General features: G+C 72.2%; 16 protein-coding genes and 1 pseudogene. 8 read left to right on the top strand and 9 right to left on the bottom strand.

Translation table 11 applies throughout. The features are described from left to right. Positions 1-102: 102 nt before the first annotated feature. Complete coding sequence (locus AC3A5R_RS19630; protein WP_487622456.1) at positions 103-834, bottom strand: hypothetical protein; 732 nt, start codon at positions 832-834, stop codon at positions 103-105. A gap of 233 nt (positions 835-1067) precedes the next feature. Here AC3A5R_RS19630 and AC3A5R_RS19625 point away from each other — a divergent pair, with 233 nt between their 5' ends. From AC3A5R_RS19625 to AC3A5R_RS19610, 4 genes are all read left to right on the top strand, one after another. Next, complete coding sequence (locus AC3A5R_RS19625; protein WP_487622455.1) at positions 1068-1625, top strand: hypothetical protein; 558 nt, start codon at positions 1068-1070, stop codon at positions 1623-1625. 912 nt (positions 1626-2537) lie between these two features. Further along, positions 2538-2798 (top strand): helix-turn-helix domain-containing protein, encoded by a 261-nt coding sequence (locus tag AC3A5R_RS19620; RefSeq protein ID WP_487622454.1) that lies wholly within the window; start codon positions 2538-2540, stop codon positions 2796-2798. A gap of 330 nt (positions 2799-3128) precedes the next feature. Continuing rightward, positions 3129-3722 carry a hypothetical protein gene (locus AC3A5R_RS19615; RefSeq protein WP_487622453.1) on the top strand — a complete coding sequence of 198 codons (594 nt, stop codon included), beginning with the start codon at positions 3129-3131 and terminating at the stop codon, positions 3720-3722. 83 nt (positions 3723-3805) lie between these two features. Then, the gene (locus tag AC3A5R_RS19610) at positions 3806-4147 is read left to right on the top strand and encodes a hypothetical protein (RefSeq protein WP_487622452.1); all 342 of its coding nucleotides are present in this window, start codon (positions 3806-3808) and stop codon (positions 4145-4147) included. Positions 4148-4171: 24 nt separating this feature from the next. Here the strand turns inward: AC3A5R_RS19610 and AC3A5R_RS19605 are convergent, their stop codons facing one another. The 3 genes and pseudogenes from AC3A5R_RS19605 to AC3A5R_RS19595 all read right to left on the bottom strand — a co-directional run. After that, entirely contained in the window at positions 4172-4777 is a 606-nt protein-coding gene (locus tag AC3A5R_RS19605; RefSeq protein WP_487622451.1) for a ribonuclease D, read from the bottom strand. 32 nt (positions 4778-4809) lie between these two features. Next, the gene (locus AC3A5R_RS19600; RefSeq protein ID WP_487622450.1) at positions 4810-5655 is read right to left on the bottom strand and encodes a hypothetical protein; all 846 of its coding nucleotides are present in this window, start codon (positions 5653-5655) and stop codon (positions 4810-4812) included. 78 nt (positions 5656-5733) lie between these two features. Next, a pseudogene (locus tag AC3A5R_RS19595) lies at positions 5734-6447 on the bottom strand (TadA family conjugal transfer-associated ATPase); the annotation flags it as partial. 288 nt (positions 6448-6735) lie between these two features. Here AC3A5R_RS19595 and AC3A5R_RS19590 point away from each other — a divergent pair. Together AC3A5R_RS19590 and AC3A5R_RS19585 are read left to right on the top strand one after the other, a co-directional pair. Further along, entirely contained in the window at positions 6736-11034 is a 4299-nt protein-coding gene (locus tag AC3A5R_RS19590; protein ID WP_487622449.1) for a type VII secretion EssC family protein, read from the top strand. A 127-nt stretch (positions 11035-11161) separates the two neighbouring features. Continuing rightward, positions 11162-12112, top strand: a complete 951-nt coding sequence (locus AC3A5R_RS19585; protein WP_487622448.1) for an acyl-CoA thioesterase — start codon at positions 11162-11164, stop codon at positions 12110-12112. A gap of 22 nt (positions 12113-12134) precedes the next feature. On the opposite strand, the gene AC3A5R_RS19580 is transcribed toward AC3A5R_RS19585, so the two are convergent. Continuing rightward, positions 12135-13301, bottom strand: coding sequence for a glycosyltransferase (locus tag AC3A5R_RS19580; RefSeq protein ID WP_487622447.1), 1167 nt, complete (start codon positions 13299-13301; stop codon positions 12135-12137). A gap of 419 nt (positions 13302-13720) precedes the next feature. After that, complete coding sequence (locus AC3A5R_RS19575; protein ID WP_487622446.1) at positions 13721-14641, bottom strand: DNA-3-methyladenine glycosylase family protein; 921 nt, start codon at positions 14639-14641, stop codon at positions 13721-13723. Positions 14642-14776: 135 nt separating this feature from the next. On the opposite strand from AC3A5R_RS19575, the gene AC3A5R_RS19570 reads away from it, so the two are divergent. Together AC3A5R_RS19570 and AC3A5R_RS19565 are read left to right on the top strand one after the other, a co-directional pair. Next, the gene (locus tag AC3A5R_RS19570) at positions 14777-15520 is read left to right on the top strand and encodes a DUF3105 domain-containing protein (protein ID WP_487622445.1); all 744 of its coding nucleotides are present in this window, start codon (positions 14777-14779) and stop codon (positions 15518-15520) included. Positions 15521-15593: 73 nt separating this feature from the next. Then, positions 15594-16034 (top strand): nitroreductase family deazaflavin-dependent oxidoreductase, encoded by a 441-nt coding sequence (locus tag AC3A5R_RS19565; RefSeq protein WP_487622444.1) that lies wholly within the window; start codon positions 15594-15596, stop codon positions 16032-16034. Between the two features lie 4 nt (positions 16035-16038). On the opposite strand, the gene yidC is transcribed toward AC3A5R_RS19565, so the two are convergent. From yidC to AC3A5R_RS19550, 3 genes are all read right to left on the bottom strand, one after another. Beyond that, entirely contained in the window at positions 16039-16857 is an 819-nt protein-coding gene (yidC, locus tag AC3A5R_RS19560; protein ID WP_487622443.1) for a membrane protein insertase YidC, read from the bottom strand. Positions 16858-16941: 84 nt separating this feature from the next. Beyond that, a complete protein-coding gene (locus tag AC3A5R_RS19555) occupies positions 16942-17286 on the bottom strand; it encodes a hypothetical protein (RefSeq protein WP_487622442.1) in 345 nt (114 codons plus the stop codon). An 80-nt stretch (positions 17287-17366) separates the two neighbouring features. Continuing rightward, positions 17367-18341: a lysylphosphatidylglycerol synthase domain-containing protein gene (locus tag AC3A5R_RS19550; RefSeq protein ID WP_487622441.1), complete on the bottom strand. Its 975-nt coding sequence runs from the start codon at positions 18339-18341 to the stop codon at positions 17367-17369. Between the last annotated feature and the right edge of the window lie 43 nt (positions 18342-18384).

Here is an 18384-nt window from a genome sequence, read left to right as displayed (position 1 = left end):
CACCGACCCCACACCGCCTGCGGGAACAAGCCACCCATCACCCGCTTGACCAACCTGTCGGGTCAGTACAGCTAGGCGCGGGCCGCCCACCTGAGCGGGATTTCAAGTCTTTGCCAGGCTCCAGGCGCCATCGGCCTGAACCACGAGAACGGCTGGACCGTCGCTCATAGGAACCACACCGTCATACTTGCCGATCTCGTTGACGAGCAGCCCATCCCCATTGCCGACAGCCGAGACCACGAAGTTGCTGGATCCCTTGTGGGTGATGCGCCAGTCGGCGGCCGGCATCTCGTAGAGGAGGACGGCGTCACCAGCGCCTTGGCGCTTTCCAGCCGTCAGTTTGGGCGCCTGGGCGACTGGCCGGATGTTCACAGACCATCGGCCGTCGGCCTCGATCTTCAGTTTGGCCAGCGACTCTGCGTCCCCCTTCTGCACGAAGGTGGTTCCTGAATACCGACCGATGTCGTTCACGAGGAGGTCGACATCTTGATTGGCGTTGTCGAGGCTAGTGATAACGAAGTTGCTCGAGCCTCGGTGTGTTGCGGTGAGGATGGCGCCTTTGACGCCGGGGGGAAGTTTGACGATCGCGTCGCCTCGGCCGGACTTTTTGACCGCCGGGAAGGACCCGAATGAAGCGTCGTAGTCGCCGGCGTAGGAGGGTGCCTCGGACGCCGGCTCAGAGGCGCTCGGACTCGGCGAAGCGGTTTCGCTGGATGCTGGGGCGCTTTTCTGCGGCTCGGCGGCCCCGGAGGACGTGCTCGTCTGAGAGGGCGCCGTGGCCGTCTGCTGGGTCGGTGAGTTGTTGAGCGACCCTATGACGGCGATCGCGGCCAAGGCACCAGCGGGAAGGAGAACGCGCTTGCGCTTCCACCAGGGGCGCGGGCTGCTGCTTGCAGGAGCTGGTTCAGGGGGTTCCGGGGAAGGAAGCGGGTACGCGGGGCCCGAAGGCGGGGGTGGGTTTGAGCTCATGGCAATTCCCTGTGAGTGGAGCTGAGGGGTCTGACCTTGGCTAGTGTCACGCCGGGTTCCCGCCGATACACGCCTTTCGGAGCAATCTGAAGGTGCGCGTGGGAACCTCAACCGTGGCAGAAACCTCGGATGGCGTGTTCAAGAGAATCTGGCGGGCGTGCCGAGAAGTCCTGACTGGCGCCGCGCTGTTCCTGGTCCCGGTATCTACATGGCTCGCCCTGCAGTCGATCGATACGCCCGGCAAGCCGTGGTTCTGGGTCGCCCACGTGGGGTGGGCTGCCGGATTCCTCGGCATCTGGGTCGCATGCGCCTCAGTAGCCAAGCCCGCGCGCGAGTTAGCTGCTGACGTGCTGCCCGGCGTCGCCGTCGTCGGCGTCACCCTGCTCGGCGTCTTCGCCAGCGAGGGGGAGATCGCGGGCCCGCTGCTCTCCGGGCTAGCGGTCGTCGGCGCGGGCGTTTGGCTGCTGCGGCGGGCCGTCAACCAAGCCCGCGACGCCGAGGCGAGGTCCCTGCACGCCGAACTGGCGAGTCAACAAGCCGAGCTCCTCGCGCTTGTGCGCGCCCTTGAGGCGCGGTCGCGCCCAGAGGCGTCAACGTGCGAGGGCGAGCCGTCGAGCGCCCGCGCTTTGGAGCCCACAGGCCAGACTGAGCAGTAGACGCCCCCCGTGCGTCGTGGTGCCGCACGAGCATCTCGGCCGCCTTATCGTTCGAGATCGTCGGCGGCCGCCAATAGGAGTCGCGCCAGCCGTCGCATCGCGTCGGGCGTGAGGTCCTCGCACGACCCGTCCGTCAGCAGGGCCGTTCGGCTGCCATCCGGCCAAGAGTAGAAGTCGACGGCCAGGTCGCCGTCCTCCAGAGTCTCGCCGTGATGGGCCGTAAGGACGGGCTCACGCCCTGGAGCGACGTCCCATGAGTGGCTGACGCACCAGCTGGGGCAATCCACAGTCCTTTGATAGTCGGGCTCTCTGTCCTGGCACATGCTGACCAAACGCTTCATCGCCGCGTAATAAGCGTGCGAGGATGCTGGATCGGTCCGATCCAGAAGTCGAATCCGCCGCTGCTCGACAAGCTCGGCGAAGAGAGTGCTCCCCATCGTGACCTTCCGCTACAACCTGCTTCCGGCCAGTCTGCGCCGGGCCCCGCCGCAACCGCAGCGATATCGGCGAGGTAGACCGCTATCGGCTCCCACACAAGCTGGCAGGGGCCGCTCGGCCCGTCCGCCTCCGAAAGCGCCTGATCCCACGCGCGAGACTACGTCTAAACGTTGGGCCGCCGCCCGGGGGGGGTGGAGCGACGGCCCAACTTCCGGTTGCTGCCTCAGGGGGGCGAGGCACAGCGCGCGAGCCGTCGGGGGAGGTCGCGCGCTGGTGAACGGATCGTGACACATCGGCTGATTCGCGGTGGCGGATTCGTCGCAACCGGGCAGGAACTGCCCTCCCGCCGGCGTGGCGGGGTGTAACGCTGCGCACAACCCGGTCGATTTACAGGCAGTAGGAGGCGACGACCGCTAACCCCCAAGAGCAGCCCGTCGCCTCCTACCCGCCGACTTGGATGTCAACATTGCCGTCATGCCCGAAGACCTCGAACATGACAGCCAGGTGCCCGCTCCTGGCGTAGAGCCTCGGCTTTACAACATGCCAGAGGTCGCAGCCCTGCTGTCCACGTCGGTCGCCCAGGTGCGGGCCCTCGTGCGTTCCGGCGAGCTGCCGGCGATGCGACTCGGCGGCCGCGGCCAATGGCGCGTCGAGCGCGACCGTCTCGAGGCGTGGATCGACGCGCAGCACGAGGCCACGGCGCGGTGGGTAAAGGAGAATCCGTTCTCGGGATGAGACGGCGACCTGCCCTTGTGGGACCGCCCGACCAGGGTGACGATGGTGGCGCCGCCGCTCGGGACCCGCGCTTCTGGAGTATCCGAGCGGCGGCGCCTGCCACCCATCTACCCGCCGTGTATCCACTCGATTCACACAGGCCGGGCCGGCACGGCCACGGGCCCTTGGTTGGACTTAGAGGCCCACTGGGCATCCCCGCACGCAAGCGCTGCGCCACGGACATTCAAAGGGCAGCGAGATCGCGTAGCGCTAGGGGGTCGCCGGCCTCGGTCCTGAGGTACAACAGAATCACGGGGAGTCATGCCGGGGTTGCTGTCAGGGGGCAGAAGGATGAACAACATCAGGACGTACGCAGGCATCTTAATGCTGTCGGGCTCGCTCATCGCGGCGTGCGGGCAGGGGAATCAACCCTCCTACTCGCAAGGGTCCCAGGTCGCGTCGACGACCACCTCTACCGCACCGACAGCCATGGAAACGCCGATGGACTCGGAGACGGTGCCAAGCGACGGGCCAACCGGGGACGCTACCCCGACCGACATCACGGCCTCCTTCGGCGACACGGCGACGTGGGACGACGGGCTCGCCGTGACGGTGAGCAAACCGGTGACCTTCCACCCCTCCGACACCGCGGCCGGCGGGACGAAGAACAATGTCGTCTTCACGGTCACCCTCAAGAACGGCACAGGCAAGCGCTTCGACCCAACCAGCTTCACGATGCAGATGGCCGATGAGAAGGGGGACGTCAGCGAGATCTCGGACATTAACAAGGGCGTCGGCTTCGCCCCGCAGACGTCCATGCGCGCCGGGAAGACCGTGTCGTGGAAAGTGGCCTTCGGCCTGAACACCCCGTCCCGAACCGGGCTCACGCTGGAGGTCACCCCAGTTATGGACTTCCAACACGCCAAAGCCATCTTCGAGAACTGATCTTGTGACCGCTGACCGGCCGGTCGAGCGGCCGGTCTGGCGCTCGGCTTGCCCTCACGACCCGAACAGGAGGTTGCAAGGCAATGCGGAAGGCACTGGCCCTCGCGGCCCTCGTAGGGGCCCTGACGGGCGCGTGTAGCAGCAACCCACCGTCGTGGTCGAGCGCGCCGTCACCGTCAACTACGGCGACGGCGATCACCCCGGCCGCGGCCGCGCAGCAGCTCGGATGCACCGGGTATCAGGACACGAAGGCGACCGAGCTCTATGTCAAGGCCGCCGGCACCTGCGAGCTCGACGATACCAGGATGCAGATCGACACTTTCGCCGACAAGACCGCGCAGGAGCAGTGGACGAAGGTTGCGACGTCGATGGGCGTCACCCCGGAGAAGTCCGGCACGCTCTGGGTTGCCTACCCGATCCCATAGCCCTACCGCATGGGCTGGAAAGCGTCAGTAGGCGTAGACGTCGCTGATGCCGCGAAGGTCGAGCGCGACGCGTGTCGGCAGGTAGTCGAAGGATCGCTCGACCGCATCCTCGAGTCCCCGCTCGTAGGCCTCCGTGAGCAGGTGATCCAGCAGAGCGACCAGATACCGCACGTCATTGGCGGCGTAGGCGACCTGTTCCGAGGTGAGCTCGGAGGCACGCCAGTCCGACAGTCGTTGGTCCTTGCTGATCGTCACGCCCAAGGTGCGATGGAGGACGGCCATCAAACTGTGCTGGGGTGAGTCCAGCTCTGGGTGGAGGATCTTGGACGCGATCTTGGTGCAGGCCACGTTCGCAGGCGTCACGCCCCACTTCTTGGACATGAAGCGCAGATCGAAGGGCGCGTGGTGAAAGACCTTGCGCAACTCGCGAGTCTCCAACAGGCGCATGAGACGACGCGGCTTGTAGCCGTGGTGGATCTGGATGATCGCAAGCTCACCGGCCGCCGCGATCTGGCACGTTCCAATCGCGTCTAGCGACCAGTCAAGGCCGCTCGTCTCGATGTCCCAAGCAATCGTGTGTGCCTCCAGACACAGACGCAGGAAGTTGTCATCGATGTCGCCGTCAAACATCTGGAGACCGGTCCTAGCCTCAACGTGGGTCCTCATCGATGCTCCTTACTCGACTCGATCACCTTGCCCGGGATGACTGCTCCGGAGGGCTTGGCAGCTTGATCTTCCGCCTGCTTCAAGATTGCGTCGATGTCTCGCTTCACGAAGCTGAACAGTGTCCCGCCCTGCACCACAAACATTGGCACAGAGGTCTGACGCTCCCGTGAGTGCGAGTAGAGGGTGACGACGGCGCTCGAGTCGAAGCGGTAGGCGCTGTAGACCAGGTCGCCCGGGCGGAGGTAGACCGTGAAGGACGCACCATCCTTGACGGCCATGCTCTCGAAGTCTGTTTTCGCCTCCCTCACCTTGGTCCTGAGCGAGTCAGTGTCGGTGTTGAAGCGGTGCGCGAGCGTCTGCATCGTCAGTTCGTCGTCCGGGTCCGGCAGAAACACACGGATGCGCGCGCCCTTGCTCTTGGCCGCTGTGATCAGTCGCTGTCGGTGCGTGTTGCGCCACGTGCTCGCGTAGGCCACCACGATGTCAAGCCGCTTGACGTCGCGGAAGAGTTCGGACCACATCTCGACGTCATCGAGGTACTGATCGCTGATGCGGACGATGCCGGAGTTCTTGAGGTCAGTGCTGAGGTTCGCGAGCGACAGCACCTCTCGAGTGAACTGGCGCCGGCCCCAGGTCTCCCATGCGATGGTGACGAGGCCTGTCGCGGCGAGAAGACCCCCCAGCTGCCCCAGGAACGCGCTCAGCTGGAGGTTGTCCTTGATCCCGAACCAAGATGTGCCGGACACCCACAGAGCTAACAACCCGAGAAGGACCATCGCGCCCGAAACGATCAGGACGCGGTTGTTCGTCCCCTCCCGAGCTTCCCCTGAACCACGCGCCATGCGTGCACGGTAGCCGTCGCTTGTGGCAGCTTTGGGATGACACACGATCTGACGTAGCGAGCTGCGACCTTAAGCCGCAATCTTCAGCTCGAAGACCTCCTCGCACGTGATGACGCGCTCGCGAGGCGGGATCGCTGCGGCCAGGCAGTTCAGCAGGGTGGTCTTGCCCGCCTGCGTTCCTCCGGCGACGAGGACGTTGAGCCCGCTCGCGACGGCGGCGTCGAGGAAGACGGCCGACTGCCTGGTCAGGGTGCCGAGACGGACGAGGTCGTCGAGGTGGTCGGCCTTGACGACGAACTTGCGGACGTTGACCTGCCAGTGCGTGCGGGTGATGTCGGGGATGACGACGTGCAGGCGCGAGCCGTCGGGCAGCGTCGCGTCGACGAAGGGGCTCGAGAGGTCGACGCGGCGGCCGGTGGTCTTGAGCATCCGCTCGACGAGGTCGCGGACGTCCTCGGCCGTGAGGATGGTCGGGGTCAGCTCGGCGACGCCGCCGCGCGCGACGAAGACCTTGCTCGGCTCGTTGATCCAGATCTCCTCGACGGTGGGGTCGTCGAAGTACTGCTGGAGCGGGCCGTAGCCGGCGACGACGGCGAGGATCGAGTGGACGGCGAGGCGCTGGTCGCCGAGGGCCGGCAGGCCGCCGTGGAGCGACCGCTGGTCGTAGTCCTGCACGGCGTCCTCGACGAGCCGTCGCACCGCCGCCGTGTCGCTGGCGGGGTCGAGACCGGTACGGCGGATGAGCTCGCGCACCTCGCCCTCGACATGGCGCACCGCCTCGTGTGTCGACATCGTTTCCCCTGACTCGTCGCGGACCCTGCCATCCTGCCGGGCCACCGCCGCTCCGGCTCGTCCAACCTAGGCCGAACGCAGCCGAACCGTCGCAAACGATCCACAGGGTCGCAAACGAGCGCCTGCCACCGCAACGGCACCGCGCCCCCGCCCCTCGCCGCGGGCGCACCCTACGGGCTCGTCCGAGGGCCCCGCCGCCGTCGTCCACAGCTGTGGGCGCCCACCGTTGCCGGGTGCACGGAACGGGTCGGATGTCCGGAGCAGACCCACCGCCACGAGGAGGATCCGTTGCAGCTGCGCCTCACCGTCGTCGACCGCGACCGGCCGTCGCTCGGCCCGGTCGACGTCGTCGTCGAGGCGCCGGCCGGTGCGACGCTCGCCGACCTGCGCGTGCCGCTGGCCACCGCGGGCGGCGTGCCGACCGCGTCGGTCGAGGTGGGCGGCCGGCGGGTCGCCGACTCAGCCGTCGTGGGCGAGCCGCCGCTGCTGCACGGTGCGGTCCTCGTCGTCTCGACCCGGGGTACGCAGGACGGGGCCGCGACCACGCGGACCGACGTCGCGTCGTCGTCCTCGCCGGCCGCCGTCCGGCTCACGGTCGTCGGTGGCATCGACGCGGGCCGCACCCTCGCCGTCGGCCGCGGCGATCACGTCATCGGCCGCGCCGCGTCCTCGGGCGTTCGGCTCGACGACCGCGGCATCTCCCGCGCGCACGCCGTGCTCACGGTGCGCACCGACGGCATCACCGTTCGCGACCTCGCCCCGACGAACGGGTCGACGGTCAACGGCCGACCCGTCGCTCCCGAGGGCACGCCGCTGACCCCCGGCGACCGGCTCCGCATCGGCTCGACCGTGCTCGCCCTCGCCGATCCGCCGACCCGCGCCGGGCACCACACGGTCGACGCGGGCCGGGTCCGCTTCCACCGCTCGCCCCGACTCGCGCCGCGCCGCCCGGCCCGGACGGTGTCCTTCCCGGAGCCCCCGCGACGTCCCGACCACGCTCGCGCCCCGCTCGTCGCGGCAGGGGTGCCGCTCGTGGCCTCGGTCGTGCTTGCGTGGGCGCTGTCGTCGCCGACCCTCCTGCTCTTCGCGCTCCTGTCCCCCGTGCTCCTCCTCGCCCAGTGGTGGGGCGACCGACGCTCCGGGCGGGCGTCGTACCGACGGCAGGTGCGTGACCACCGCACCGCGACGCTCGTGGCCGAACAGGTGCTGCTCGACCACGCCGCAGGCGACGAGGCCGAGCGCCGCGCCGGTCACCCCGGGCCCGCCGGCCTGGTCGACGTCGTCACCGCGCGCGCCGCAGACCTCTGGTGCAGGCGCCCCGGCGACCCGGACCACCTGAGCCTGCGCCTCGGCCTCGCCGACCAGCCCGCCGCCGTCGCGTGCACCGGCGACCACCGGGAGCCTCCGGTGCTCGACCAGGTGCCCGCCGTCGTCGACCTCGATGCCACCCGGGTCGTCGGCCTCTCCGGAACCCCGCTCGACACCCGCTCGGTGGCGGGGGCCGTCCTCGCCCAGGCGGCCACGTGGCACTCACCCCACGAGCTGGCCCTCGCCGTCGTGCCGACCCCCGACGCGACCGGGGAGTGGTCGTGGTTCCGGCTGCTCCCCCACGCCGCCGGGTACACCGGCGACGCCGCCGCGGAGACCGCAGTGAACCCCGCCACGACCGTAGCGGCGCTGCTGCGCGAGGTGGAGCGGCGTCAGGAGGGGGGCGAGGGGCCTTCCCGAGTCCCGGAGACCGCGAACGCCGGGGACCGACGCCCCCGCGTCGACACCGTCGTCGTCCTCGACGGCGCGAGCTCCCTCCGAGAGGTGCCCGGCATCGCCGAGCTCCTCCGGGACGGGCCGCAGGTCGGCATGGCCTTCCTCGCGCTCGACCGCACCACCGAGGCGCTGCCCGCCGAGGCCGACGCCGTCGTGGCGCTCGACCGCAGCGGCGGGGGCGCGACGCTCCGGCAGCGCGGCGCCATGCTCGACCACGTCATCCCGGACCGGCCCTCGGCGGGGTGGCTCGACACCTTCGCCCGCGCCCTCGCGCCCCTCACCGACGCGACGCCGCGCACCGGCGTCGCGGCCCTCCCCTCGCGCGTCTCCTTCCGCGAGCTGCACCGTGCGGGCGGCCTCGACCCCACCTCGGCGACCGACGTGGCCGCGGCGTGGCGCTCCTCCGACGGCCGGCCCGTCGCCCGTGTCGGGGCGACGGCGGAGGGTCCGTGGCTGCTCGACCTCGCCGCCGCCGGGCCGCACGCCCTCGTCGGCGGCACCACCGGCTCCGGCAAGTCCGAGCTGCTCCAGTCGCTCGTGGCCGGCCTCGCGGTGGCCTCCCGACCCGACGACGTGTCCGTCCTGCTCGTCGACTACAAGGGCGGAGCGGCCTTCGGCGAGTGCGCGCGGCTGCCGCACGTCCTCGGGGTGGTCACCGACCTCGACGAGAGCCTGACCCGGCGTGCCCTCAGGTCGCTGCGGGCCGAGCTGCGTCGCCGCGAACGGGTCCTCGCCGCGGTCGGGGCGAAGGACTGGGACGACCACCGTGCCCGGACCGTCGGCACCGGACGCACCTCCCGGGGCCACGACCGGCTCGCGCGCCTCGTCATCGTCGTCGACGAGTTCAAGGCGCTGGCCGACGACCTGCCCGAGTTCGTCGACGGCCTGGTCCGGATCGCAGCGGTCGGGCGCTCCCTCGGGGTCCATGTCGTCCTCGCGACGCAACGGCCGGGCGGCATCGTCAGCGCGGACATGCGCGCCAACGTCTCCCTGCGCCTGTGCCTGCGGGTGCGTGAGCGCTCCGACAGCGCCGACGTCATCGACGCGCCGGACGCCGCTGCGGTCCCCGACTCCCTGCCCGGGCGCGGGTTCGTGCGTGGCGCGGACCAGCAGCTCCTCGCCCTCCAGACGGCGTGGGCCGGCGGCCCGATGGCCCCCGACGAGGAGCCCGGAGGCATCGTCGTGCGCCGACTGCGCCGCGACGCGCCTGCCGCATCCGCCTCGACCGCGCACGAACCGTGGCCGGGTGCGGCCGGGTCGGTCCCGTCCGAGCTGGCAGCGGTCGTCGCCGCGGTCCGTGCCGCGGCGGAGGCGGAGGGCATCACCCCGCCGCCCTCGCCCTGGCTGCCCGAGCTGCCGACGACCCTGCCGTCGGCACGGATCGCCGCCGAGGGCCCCGACGTGGGCTCCACCGACGAGGGCCCGGGCGTGGTGCTCGGCCTTGCGGACGTCCCGGACGAGCAGGCACGACGGGCCTGGGCCTGGGACCCCGACGTCGACGGGTCGCTCGGGGTCGCGGGCGGGCCACGCTCGGGGCGCACCACGACGCTGCTGCGGCTCGTCGAGGGGCTGACGTCCTCGCGGGAGCCCCGGTCGCTGCACCTGCACGTCGTCGAGGGCGTCGCCGGCCCCCTGTCCTCGCTCGCCGCCCTGCCGCACATGGGCTCGGTCACCTGCGCCGCCGACCCCCACCTCGTCCGACGGGTGCTCGCCCGGCTGGCTGGCGAGCTCGACGCGCCGGTCTCGGGGCGCACGACGCTCCTGCTCGTCGACGGCCTCGAGGCCGTCGAGGACGCCCTCGCCGACATCGACCACGGCACCGGCCTCGACGACCTGCACCGGATCGTCCGTGACGGCTCGGCCCGGGGCATCGCGGTCGCCGTCGCCGGGGGTCGCGGTGTGCTGTCGGGCCGGGTCGCCGGGCTGCTCGCCCGCCGTCTCGTGCTCCACGTGCCCGATCCCCTCGACCTGACCCTCGCCGGTGTCGACCCCGCGCAGGCCGGGCGTCGCCGCCCGCCGGGCCGCGCCATCGACCCTTCCAGCGGGCTCGAGGTGCAGGTGGCGCTGCCCGGCGACTGCATGCCGGCCCACGCGGACACCACGACCGGCGAGTCGAGCGACACGACCGCCCTGCCCTGGACCGTGCGACCTCTTCCTGCCGTCGTGGGCCCCGCCGACCTCGGCCACGACCCCGGCGACCCGGCGCTGCTGGCCCTGGGCGTCGGCGGCGACGCCGCTCGCCCCGTACGCCTCGACCTGCGGACGATGCCCCGGCGCTTCATCGTCGCCGGTCCGGCCCGGACCGGCCGCTCCTCCGCGCTCGCCGTGGTCACCCGCGGGCTGGTGGCGGCCGGCCGAGCCGTCGTCGTGCTCGCCACCCCCCGTTCCCCGTTGCGCGGCCTGCTGGCCGACACCGGGTGCACGGTGCTCGGTCCGGCCGACCGCGACTCGTTCGTGTCGGTCCGTCGCGCCGACCCGGACCTGTGCGTCGTCCTCGACGACGTCGATCGGTTCGACAACACCCCGCTCGGGGAGGCGGTGCTCGAGGCCTGCGGGCTCCTCGACGCGACCGACGGCCTCGTCGTCGGGTCGGCCGACCTCGCCCGGGCCACCGCGGCCTTCCGTGGACTCGTCCCCGAGCTCGCCCGCGACGGCCACGGCCTCCTGCTCGGGGCCGGCTCGACGGCCGACGGCGACCTCCTCGGCGCCCGGCTCGAGGGCCCGTTCGAGCGACGGGCCGGGCGCGGGCACCTCGTCCGCGACGGACAGGCGGTCCCGGTCCAGGTGTTGCGAGCCGAGCCCGTCACCGTCGTCGGAGCGTGACGCCGCACGCTGGGCAGACACCTCACGCGCCGCCGCCCTCGTTCTGCCACGCTCGGACCCGACGCCCGCCACCCGCCGCCCGCCACCCGACGCGTCCGAACGCCGGAACCGAACACGAGGAGACGCCATGCCACGGGGTGCCCGAGAGATCACGCTGCGCTTCCTCGCCGCCCCGACCGACGCCGGCTACTCCGGCACCGTCGGGGGTGGCCGGGTCCTCGAGTGGATCGACAAGGCCGGGTACGCCGCGGCGGCCGGCTGGAGCGGGACGTACAGCGTCACCGCCTACGTCGGCAACGTCCGGTTCACCCGCCCCGTCGAGGTCGGCGACCTCGTCGAGGCCACGGCGCGCATCGTGCACACCGGCACCTCGAGCATGCACATCCACGTCACCGTCTCGGCCGGCAACCCGCGCGAGGGTGACCTGCACCCGACGACCGAGTGCCTCATGGTCTTCGTGGCCGTCGACACCGACGGGAAGCCGACGCCCGTGCCGGTGTACGAGCCGGAGACCGACGAGGAGCGCGGATGGCAGGAGGCGGCCGTCGCGCGGATCGGGCTGCGCGCCGACATCGCCGAGTCGATGAGGGCACAGACCTACAGCGACGCCGGCACCGCACCCCGCGCGGTGCTGCGCTTCCTCGCCGCGCCGACCGACGTCAACTGGGGCGGCAAGGTGCACGGCGGCATCGTCATGCGCTGGATCGACGAGGCCGCGCACGTCCTCGCGACGCAGTGGACGGGCAGCGCGGCCAACGTCGCCGTCTACGCGGGCGGCGTGCGGTTCTACCGGCCGCTGCGCATCGGCCACCTCGTCGAGGTCGAGGCGCGGCTGCTGCTCACCGGCACCTCGAGCATGCACATCAGCGTGCACGTGCGCTCCGGCGACCCGGCCACGGGCGAGCTCGCCCTGACGACGCACTCACTCATCGTGTTCGTGCCCCTCGACACCGAGGGCCGGGCTCTGCCGGCCAGGCCGTGGCACCCGGTCAGCGACGAGGACGCCGCCCTGCGCGACCACGCCCTCGAGCTCGTCGAGCTGCGCAACCGGGTAGCGGAGGAGCGCCACATCCATTGAGCCGCAAGGCCGCCCATCCCGGTCAGGCCTTACCGGCGGCGATCTGCTCGATCGAGTCGACGACGACCGACACATCCGGCAGGGCAGCGACCTCGGCGGCCAGACCGAGCGCCACCTCGCGGTAGCCGTCGTCGGCGAGCACCTGCTCGACGGCGTCCCCCAGCCCGCCGAGGTCTGCCGCGCCGCCGAACAGCCCGACACCTGCACCGACGTCGTGGACGCGTCCGGCGTTGAGCCGCTGGTCACTCGCGAAGAGCGGGACGACCACCTGCGGCACCCCTGCGGTGACCGCCGCCATCGTCGTGCCGAACCCACCGTGGCCGACGCACACCGCCGAGAGCGGCATGACCGCGTCCTGCGACCACCACTGCGCCACGTGCGAGTTCGTCGGCCAGGGCCGCAGCGACTCGGGGTCCATGCCTCGCCCGGTCGTGAGCAGCACCCGCACGGGCGCCTCGGCGAGCGCCGCGAGCGCCGCCCCGTACACGTGGCCGAGGTGCCCGAGGCTGCCGGCGACCGACCCGAACGTCACGTACACGAGCGGCAGATCGGCGTCACCCCACTCCGCGGGCAGGGTGCCGGTCGGCGCAGCCCCCGGGACGCGGTAGCGCACGACGCGCTGCCCCGCCGAGTCGTCGCCGTCGAGGGCGGGCGGCACCGACGAATATGTGGTCACGCCCACGCTCGCGGCCGCGAGCGTCCCCGCGGCGAGGCCCGCGACGGCGTCGAGCTCGAGGAGCGGCTCGGTGAGCAGGGGCTCGGCCCAGCGCAGCATGCGTGTGACACCGATCGACACCTGGGCGTGCGGCACGCCCGACGCCACGGCCGCCGCGAGAGAGCCGAGCTCGACGGGATCGCGCACGACGACATCGGGCCGCCACGAGGCGATGACGCGCCGCACCCCCGGCAGCGCGTGCTGGGCGTCGAGCCGACCGAAGACATCACGCAGGACGCGCCGGTTGGCCTCGTCCTCGGGCAGGCCGGGCAGCTCGCGGAAGACCGCTTCCATGAACGGACCCGGCACGTCGTCGAACGGCTCGTGCGCGAGGCCCGCCCGGGTCACGTCGGCGGCGAACGACGCGGGTGCCGCGACCCGCACGTCGTGCCCGGCCGCCGCGCACGCCTGCGCCACGGGAACGAGCGGGCCGAAGTGCCCGGCGCCCGCGGTCGTCGAGAAGAGGACGCGCACCCGACCAGCGTGGCACGCGAGCCGGGCGGAGACCCCGTGTTCACCCGATGGCCGCCCCGAGAGCATCCGACCCCGCCCCCGGCCGGCTTGGCGTCGCTGACGGCCCGACCCGCGCGAGGTCGAAGCGACGCCGACGCGACGCCCGCGGGCGAGGACGACTCACGCCACCCATTCGCCGAAGGAGCACCTCGAGTGACGCCTCGGCTTCTCCCCCTCGTCTCGACGCCGCGGCACGGCTTCCCGCGTCCGGCGGTCGTCGTCTCCTACCGGAAGTGAGCGCCCGCTCCCGGCGTCGCACCTCCGGGTAGCGCACGGGCCCGGCACCCGAGGGTGCCGGGCCCGTCGTCCTGCGCCGCCGCCGTGAGCCTCACGTCCGTCAGCGTCACGTCCGTCAGCGTCACGTCGTCAGCGTCACGTCGTCAGCGCCGGGTCGGCAGGTGCGTCCGCGGCGCCATCCGGGGGCCGCGACGCGGGCGGTGGTGCCCGGCGAGGCCGAGCAGGTGCTGCACCCGGTACCGATGACCGCGGTAGGGCTCGAGCAGCTCCTCCAGGCCCGCGTCGTCGACCGGGGTGCCGGTCAGTGCCCAGCCGATGTCCTTGGCCACGTGGTAGTCGCCGAACGACACGGCGTCGGCGTCACCGAGGGCGCGCTGCGCCGTCTCGGCGTACGTCCAGACGCCGACCCCGGGCAGCGCCCGCAGGCGCCGTCGGGCGTCGTCGACGCGCAGGCGCGTCGCCTCCTCGAGACGCCCCGCGTAGCCGGCAGCCCGCACCACGGTGCGCGAGCGCGCACCGTCGACCGACGCCTGGAGCCAGGCCCACGACGGGACGGCCGCCCAGCCCGCCGCCGTCGGCGGCGCCTGCAGCCGCGGGAAGGGCCCCGGAGCCGGCGATCCGAAGCGCCGCACGAGGGTCCGGTAGCCGCTGAAAGCCTCCTGGCCGGTGACCTTCTGCTCGATGACCGCCGGGGCGAGCGCGTCGAGCACGAGCCCGGAGCGGGGCACGCGCCAGTGCCCGAACCGGCGCCACGCCTCGGCCACCGGCGGGTGGACCGGCTCGAAGCCCTCCGGGTCGTCGTCGTCGCCGAGCAGCGCGGGCACCGACCCGAGCAGCCAGTCGGCGCCGGGGCCCCAGGCGCTGGCGTGCACCTCGCCGGTGCCCGGGAGGCAGGCCAGGTACAGCGTGCCGACGCCGTCGGGCGTCTGCGCGGCGCGGGCCGTCGAGCCGTCGGGACCCCACCACGACGTCGGGTCTCCTGCGCCCCGCCGGAAGACGCCGAGCTGCGCACGGAGGGCGATCTGCCGGTCCGTGCGCCACAGCCGGGTCAGCGGTTCGGGCACGCACACCATCCTCGCTTACACTCGGCACGGTCGTTGAAGGCGCCACGACCGGCGCCGGTGACCAGCAGCTCACACTGCCCTGCCGAAGCCCCCGGCGGCCGCCCGATCGGCCCCCGGCCCACAGGAAGAGGACCGATGGCCCGCGAGACGAGCCGAGACCGCCGCGAACGCGTCGCCGCCATGCAGGCGGCCCAGAAGCGGGCCGAACGCCGCCGACTCCTCGTCCTCGTCGGCGCGTGCGTCGCCGTCATCGCCATCATCGGCGCGGCCGTGACGTGGGCCGTGGTCGGTGAGCAGAGCAAGAAGAACGCCGCGCTCGACGCCATCTCCGGCGACGTCGCCTCCGCGCAGTGCGACCCCGTCACCAACGACCCGGCGACGGGCTCGAGCGAGCACATCGGCCCGGGCACCAACCAGCCGAGCGTCACCCACGTCGACTACTCGACGATCCCGCCCTCGAGCGGCAAGCACCTCGCCGCGCCGGTCGTCGACAAGCGCCGCGTGTACACGACCGCCGACGTGCCCGTCGTCGAGACGCTCGTGCACAACCTCGAGCACGGCTACACGATCCTCTGGTACGACCCCTCGGTCGAGAAGACGCAGGCGGCCGGCTTCGAGGCGCTCGCGACGAAGATCAACGCCATGAAGGAGTCGGCGAACAAGTTCCTCGTCGTGCCGTGGGACACCAAGCGCGGTGCCTTCCCGGCCGGCAAGAAGTACGCGCTGTCGCACTGGTCGGCCGATGTCGACCAGTCCAGCGGGCAGGTCAAGAGCCAGATGGGCCACCGCCAGCTGTGCGGCGGGCTCAGCACGAGCGTCGTCGAGACGTTCGTCAAGCAGCACCCCTGGAGCTCGGCCCCCGAGCCCGGCGCCGCCTGACGCGTCCGCCCCAACGTCTCACCGACCCGGCCCGACGCGTTCCGACGCGTCGGGCCGGGTTAGTGTGCGAGACATGGCGATGAGCGGCGAGTACGTCCCGAGCCCCAGCGACTGGGTGCGCAAGCAGGTCGAGGAGATCGAGCGGACCGGCACCACCGACTCCGTACACATCATGAACCTGCCCGTCGTGATGCTGACGATGCGCGGCGCGAAGAGCGGCAAGGTGCGCAAGGTCCCCCTCATGCGCGTCGAGCACGACGGCGTCTTCGCCGCGGTGGCGAGCAAGGGCGGTGCGCCGGAGCACCCCAAGTGGTACCGCAACCTGCAGAAGCACCCGGACATCGACCTGCAGGCCGGCACCGAGACGTGGCCGGTTCGGGCCCGGGAGCTGTCCGGCGACGAGCGCGAGCAGTGGTGGGCGCGCTGCGTGGCCGCCTACCCGCCGTACGCGGAGTACCAGACGAAGACCGACCGGCTCATCCCCGTCTTCGTGCTCGAGCCGCGCGCCGCCTGAGGCCTCACGCCGTGGCGGCGAGCCTGGCCGCGCGCCGGGCCGCCGCCGGCGTGCCGGGCGTCGGCCAGAACCGCGCCACGAGGCCCTGCTGGGCGAACGTCCACGCGTTCGTCAGCACCCAGTAGAGCAGCACGCCGGCCGGCACGAACGCCGCCGCTGCGAGCACCCCGACGGCACCGAGCCACGGCATGAGCCGTTGGACGCCCGCCACGGTGTCGGGCACGTCGGTGAGGTCGGCGTTCGGCAGGGTGAACCAGCGCTGCGTCGCGAGGCTGAGCGCGGCCGCGACGACCGCGAGCCCGACGAGCACGAGCCCGGGCGCGCCCGCCCCGAGCGCCGGCACGAGACGCGTCGTCAGGTGCAGCCCGTAGACGGACGCCGCCGACGCGGACGCGACGAGCCCGGCGTCGAGCGCCCCGACGGCGTGGCCGTTCGCGAGGTCGGCGACGACGCGGTAGAGGGCGTAGACGAGGGGCAGCTGCAGCAGGGCCGGGGCCAGCGACCACGACGAGACGCCGTGCTCGGCGTGGATGCTCCGCTGCTCCTCCCGCATGGCCCGGAGCCGGTCGAGGTCGCGGGTGCCCGCGTAGCGGCGGCGCAGCTCGCGCAGCGCCGGAGTGGCCCGGGCCCGCGCGTGCGCGGCGCGCACCCCGTGGACCGAGAGCGGCAGCAGGGCGGCGCGCACGGCGACGACGAGCAGGCCGACGGCCACGAGCCAGGCGCCGGCTGATCCCGGGGCCAGGACGAGCGCGGACGCGGCGGAATGGGCCGACGTGAGGACGGCGGCGACGGCGGAGACGACGGGTGAGAGCAGGTCGGGCACGGCAGGGCTCCTTCCCGGTCCGGGGCGGACCGGTGGACGGGTCGGGTCGGCTGGACCGGCGCGCGCAGGGTGCGACGCGTCGGGTCAGCGACCTCCCGGGGCCCGCGGCCGGCTCGGCCGGCGCGAGACCTCGACGGAGCACCAGAACGGTGTCGGCGCCTCGACCCGCTCGGCCGGCGTGCCCGGACGGGCCCGACGCACGGGTGACGCCCCGGAGGCCGGTCGGGTGACGGCCACGGTGAGGGCGAGCAGCGTCGCGGCCGTCGCCGTGGCGGCCACGCCGAGGGCGACCGCCTGGGCGGGGTGCAGCCCGGGACCGGCGAGGGCGACGAGCCAGGCTGCCAGTGCGACCGACAGCGCCAGCGTGGCGAGGAACGCACCGCCGGAAGACGCGCGGGAGGCGCGGGCGGGCCGGTCGTGGCCGGGCATGTCCCCTCCTCCCGTCGGGTCGTGTCCTTCCCGGAAGACGCCTGGGCCGCCCGGAGAGTTCCCGAGCAGCCTCAGCGCTCTCAGCGGTCTCGGACGGTGAGGTCCTCCTCGTCCGCCACGGCGTCGCGCCGTTCGCTGACGAGGTGGTGGGACCTGGCGTAGAGCCAGCCACCGAGGGCTACGAGCACGTCGACGATGGTGACGATGAAGCGCGACATGATGGCGACGGCGGCGGCCGCCGGCGTCGGCATGGCCGTGGCGAGGATGAGGGTCAGCAGGCCCTCACGGGCACCGAGCCCGGCCGGCAGCACGATGGTCAGCATGCCGAGCGACACCGACAGGGCATAGCCGGTGACGGCGGCCACCGTGAGGTTGTCGTGCCCGGCGCCGTCGGCGACCGCACGGGCCAGCAGGAGCGTGTGGACACCGAAGAAGAGCCAGACGCCGATGAAGGTCGCCACGGCGCGCAGCACCGCGCCTGTCGACAAATCGTGCTCGAGCGGCGGGCGGCGCAGCAGCCTCAGCCCGAACGCGATGAGGGCGTTGAGCAGCCGAGGCACGCAGAGGACGACGAGCAGGGGCAAGGCGAGCAGCAGCCACCAGTCGAAGCCCTCGGACGACCCGTTGAGCAGGAACGACGCCGCCGGCAGCCCGACGAGGAACCCGGTGAGCAGGGCGAAGCCGAGCGCGAGCAGGCCGGTGACGGCGGTGCGTCGACGCGGGACCTTGAGGTTCGCGGCGATGTCGGCCTGCACGAGCACCGACCACAGCGACCCGGGCAGGTACTTTCCGAGCTGGCCGACGAAGTAGACGCCCGAGGCCGGCGCCAGGTGCAGGTCGGAGCCGAGGTCGCGCAGGAGGGTGCGCCAGCCGAGCATGGTCAGCCAGGTGCCGATCGCGGCAGCCAGCGTGGACCACGCGAAGGTCGCGAGGGAGATCTTGTCGAGGTGCACCGAGACGTCGGCCCAGTTGCGGGCGACGGCGTAGACGACGGCGGCGAGGGTGACCACCGCGATGGTCACGCGCAGGACGGTGAGGAGCTTCTTGCGGGTCATGTCCGGGACATCATCGCAGCGGAACCTGCATGCCCGTGCACAG

The organism is Intrasporangium sp. Soil_C_50 (genome assembly GCF_057656595.1).
Note: the sequence above shows the minus strand (reverse complement) of the source record. Positions and strands in the feature narration are given on the sequence as shown.

Excerpts from the sequence above, each read along its gene's own strand:
- AC3A5R_RS19620 (WP_487622454.1), top strand. The coding sequence starts at position 2,538 with ATGCCCGAAGACCTCGAACATGACAGCCAGGTGCCCGCTCCTGGCGTA.
- AC3A5R_RS19615 (WP_487622453.1), top strand. The coding sequence starts at position 3,129 with ATGAACAACATCAGGACGTACGCAGGCATCTTAATGCTGTCGGGCTCG.
- AC3A5R_RS19610 (WP_487622452.1), top strand. The coding sequence starts at position 3,806 with ATGCGGAAGGCACTGGCCCTCGCGGCCCTCGTAGGGGCCCTGACGGGC.
- AC3A5R_RS19605 (WP_487622451.1), bottom strand. The coding sequence starts at position 4,777 with ATGTTTGACGGCGACATCGATGACAACTTCCTGCGTCTGTGTCTGGAG.
- AC3A5R_RS19600 (WP_487622450.1), bottom strand. The coding sequence starts at position 5,655 with ATGGCGCGTGGTTCAGGGGAAGCTCGGGAGGGGACGAACAACCGCGTC.
- AC3A5R_RS19585 (WP_487622448.1), top strand. The coding sequence starts at position 11,162 with ATGCCACGGGGTGCCCGAGAGATCACGCTGCGCTTCCTCGCCGCCCCG.
- AC3A5R_RS19570 (WP_487622445.1), top strand. The coding sequence starts at position 14,777 with ATGGCCCGCGAGACGAGCCGAGACCGCCGCGAACGCGTCGCCGCCATG.
- AC3A5R_RS19565 (WP_487622444.1), top strand. The coding sequence starts at position 15,594 with ATGGCGATGAGCGGCGAGTACGTCCCGAGCCCCAGCGACTGGGTGCGC.
- AC3A5R_RS19555 (WP_487622442.1), bottom strand. The coding sequence starts at position 17,286 with ATGCCCGGCCACGACCGGCCCGCCCGCGCCTCCCGCGCGTCTTCCGGC.
- AC3A5R_RS19550 (WP_487622441.1), bottom strand. The coding sequence starts at position 18,341 with ATGACCCGCAAGAAGCTCCTCACCGTCCTGCGCGTGACCATCGCGGTG.